This is a genomic window from Stieleria tagensis (assembly GCF_024129865.1).
GTDB lineage: Bacteria > Planctomycetota > Planctomycetia > Pirellulales > Pirellulaceae > Stieleria > Stieleria tagensis.
In genome coordinates this window covers 1-2,792 of the sequence record NZ_JAMYFE010000115.1, presented here as the reverse complement: position 1 = coordinate 2,792, position 2,792 = coordinate 1, and the positions used below count along the sequence as shown (strand labels likewise).

General features: G+C 54.2%; 3 protein-coding genes. All 3 read left to right on the top strand.

Annotation, left to right across the window (positions count from 1 at the left end; genetic code table 11):
• Positions 1-172: 172 nt before the first annotated feature.
• The 3 genes from NHH03_RS24540 (at position 173) to NHH03_RS24530 (ending at position 2,773) form a co-directional block, all read left to right on the top strand.
• Positions 173-685, top strand: a complete 513-nt coding sequence (locus NHH03_RS24540) for an SMI1/KNR4 family protein (protein ID WP_253160749.1) — start codon at positions 173-175, stop codon at positions 683-685.
• Positions 686-1,269: 584 nt separating this feature from the next.
• The gene (locus NHH03_RS24535) at positions 1,270-1,719 is read left to right on the top strand and encodes a hypothetical protein (protein WP_253160747.1); all 450 of its coding nucleotides are present in this window, start codon (positions 1,270-1,272) and stop codon (positions 1,717-1,719) included.
• A 526-nt stretch (positions 1,720-2,245) separates the two neighbouring features.
• Positions 2,246-2,773 (top strand): hypothetical protein, encoded by a 528-nt coding sequence (locus NHH03_RS24530; RefSeq protein WP_253160745.1) that lies wholly within the window; start codon positions 2,246-2,248, stop codon positions 2,771-2,773.
• Positions 2,774-2,792 lie beyond the last annotated feature (19 nt).

Genomic DNA, 2,792 nt, shown 5'->3' with positions numbered 1-2,792 from the left:
CTGTGAGATCCACCCTCGAGCAACTTCCAGCGTCGGCCAAGACTGCTCGTAACCAAAGGATGTAACGGATCGGCGGAATCCGGTCTGGAACTGTGGTCCACGTCATTCGCCGCCGACTCGTTAATCCCAATCGTTCTGCCATCGATGCTTTCCGTCTCATTCAACATCTCTGATGTCTGACCGATTTCCTAGGCTTGCACGACTCTTGACCCGCGAGGGCATGACGGACCGATTTGTATCGTCTTACTTTGAGGCACAACCACCAGCGAGCGATTCGCAAATCGACAAGCTGCGTCGCAGTGTTCCCTGGATTCCAGACGACTACGTTGAGTTTCTGCGATTGACCAACGGCTGCCGACTTGAATTCTTTGTGTTCGACGGGTTGGGCGATGATACTCCCGATCCGATCGCGAAGAACCAGTGGCAGCTTGATGACTACGGTCGCGATCGGTGGTTGGCCATCGGGCGTGACAGTGGTGGTGATGTGTTTGCACTCGGGCTGGGCGGAGCGGTTGGAACGATTTCATTCGACCCACCACCTGAATCGCCTGTTCCTCTTTGCGATGACTTTCAGACGCTAATTGAGCACGTATGCTGCGGAAATGGTTACGCTGACTATTTCGGCGGCGACGTTGCCGATAGCGATTGGCATTCACACATCGCCTCGTTTGGCTGGGTAGAATGAGGCAGAACAACGCGATGCACGACGAGCGGCGAAGTCAGGTTTTTTGAAGTGGTTGATCGCTCGTCGCCGCCGCGTGATCGCCAACGTTCCCCGACTGATTTGACTCCGAAACGCCGCGTGACACTTGATGGCACTTCCGAACCGCAATCGACGGAACACTCACGTTGACGGTAACCACTTTCATTGGGTCAAGGGTTCCCGTGGGGATAATGGACGCGGCGTTGTTACCGTACAGCTTGCAACGGGATCGGGTGCGAAACTCATGATCGACCCCTATGGACAAATCAGAGATGACGAAGTGCCAGACGCAATTCGATTCGCACTATCTCGCGGTTGGGAACCCAATGTTTCCGGTCCGCCGATGTGGATTGGTTTCGCGGACGATCCGGATGTCAGCTCTCGATTCGTGTTGCGATCCGCTTCTGATCCACCATACTGGAAGGACGCTGACCGATCACGACACAAAGAGCCACCACCGCAGTAACGCGGGGAACCATGGATTGCACCGAAGTCGCGGTGGTGCGGTTTTTGAAGTGGATAGATTACTCCCGCGACTCGGTGAATCCCGCCGTTCTGCCAAATAGATGAGACTCCATTCGCTACCACTCGACGAACTCATCGCCCGTGGAGTCAGTCCATCGTTTGCTCGAATACTCTGCGATCCTGACAGCTACCATCCCGACCTCAGCATTCACATCGGTGCGACAAACTGGGACTACTTCATCCCGGCCGATGCAACCGACATCGTACCGCTATGGGATTCAAACGCTGATTCATTCGTTCGTTGGACGCGTGCAGCGGCTACTGAATACGTTTGGCTCTTCCACGACAATCCGAAGTGGATTCTCATTGCTCATTCCGAACAGGGAGTGATGGCGAAACTCTGGCAAGACTGGGCTGAATTCCAAGAATCGGACGACGAATGCAGACGCTTTGCTGACGCGATCGGGTTTCGTTTTTGCGACGAGGGGCTGGAGATGGTCGAGCGTGATTCAGATACAATCAGGGATTGGCGTTTGTCGCTAACGGACTGAGGCGAGGCAGAACAATGGGTTGGACGCGGAGGCCTCGAAAGCGTCTTTTTTGAAATGGTTGATCTTTCGCTCGGCCCCGGTCAACCCTAAACGTTCCGCGTACGAACGTAGATTTGGTTGGCGAGGTCGACGATTGCTGAGCTGCCGGCGCCCACATTTCCAAGCCGGCGGTTGCCCTGAAATTGCTCACCTTATCATTCGTGTGTTTGGTGTCATTCGTGGTCAACTCGATTCCTGAGGAACTGGATGGAGTCGTTGATTGACTGGTCCGGCAAATGTTCCCTGTAGCTCTCGACACAAAGGACAGACGATCGACTACACGTTTTCCGCACTGGATGAACGACTGCCTGACGTTCTGCTTGGCTGGACGGCGCTTCGTCTCATGTCGAGTACAATATCCGGAGGTCGGAGACACTCATTGGACCAAGAGCGCGGAACCAAGGGATGTAACGGATCGGCGGAATCCGGTCTGGAACTGTGATCCAAGTCTTTCACCGCCGACTCGTTAATCCTTATCGTTACCCGAATGAAATCTACGCTTGCCTTGTCGTTGGCTCTTTGCTTCGCGACCTTTTGCGGTTGTGGTGACACTCAAATGCAAATTCCGCTAGAACGGATCACGGAACAACAGCGTGATCGATACCTTGAGGTTGGCGGCATAAACGGATCGGAACTCAACGGTGTAATCATGGACGAGACAGACGAGTATGACGACTGTGTTGCCGTCATGATTGCGACGCTCGAGCACTACGGCAAATTGGGAATTGACCGCGACTGCCCGTACTACGTTAATCGCTATGCGCCCGCTGACTACTTCCCCTGCGTTGAGGTCAAGGGCGCCGAGCATGTAACCCTGAAACTGATCACGGAACTACATGCTAACGTCGTCGAGATGCCTCCCAAATACCGCATTGACGTTTGCAGTGCGTTCCCATTCTGGACCGATGAACTCAATGTGTTTATCGAACGTGGTAAGATTTACTGGTATGCTGACGACACAACCGCCGCAAACATTGGCCTGCTCGACGCATCAACGCTTCCGGTGGGCGGGTAACCATGGGTTGCAACGGAGA

Excerpts from the sequence above, each read along its gene's own strand:
- NHH03_RS24540 (WP_253160749.1), top strand. The coding sequence starts at position 173 with ATGTCTGACCGATTTCCTAGGCTTGCACGACTCTTGACCCGCGAGGGC.
- NHH03_RS24535 (WP_253160747.1), top strand. The coding sequence starts at position 1,270 with ATGAGACTCCATTCGCTACCACTCGACGAACTCATCGCCCGTGGAGTC.
- NHH03_RS24530 (WP_253160745.1), top strand. The coding sequence starts at position 2,246 with ATGAAATCTACGCTTGCCTTGTCGTTGGCTCTTTGCTTCGCGACCTTT.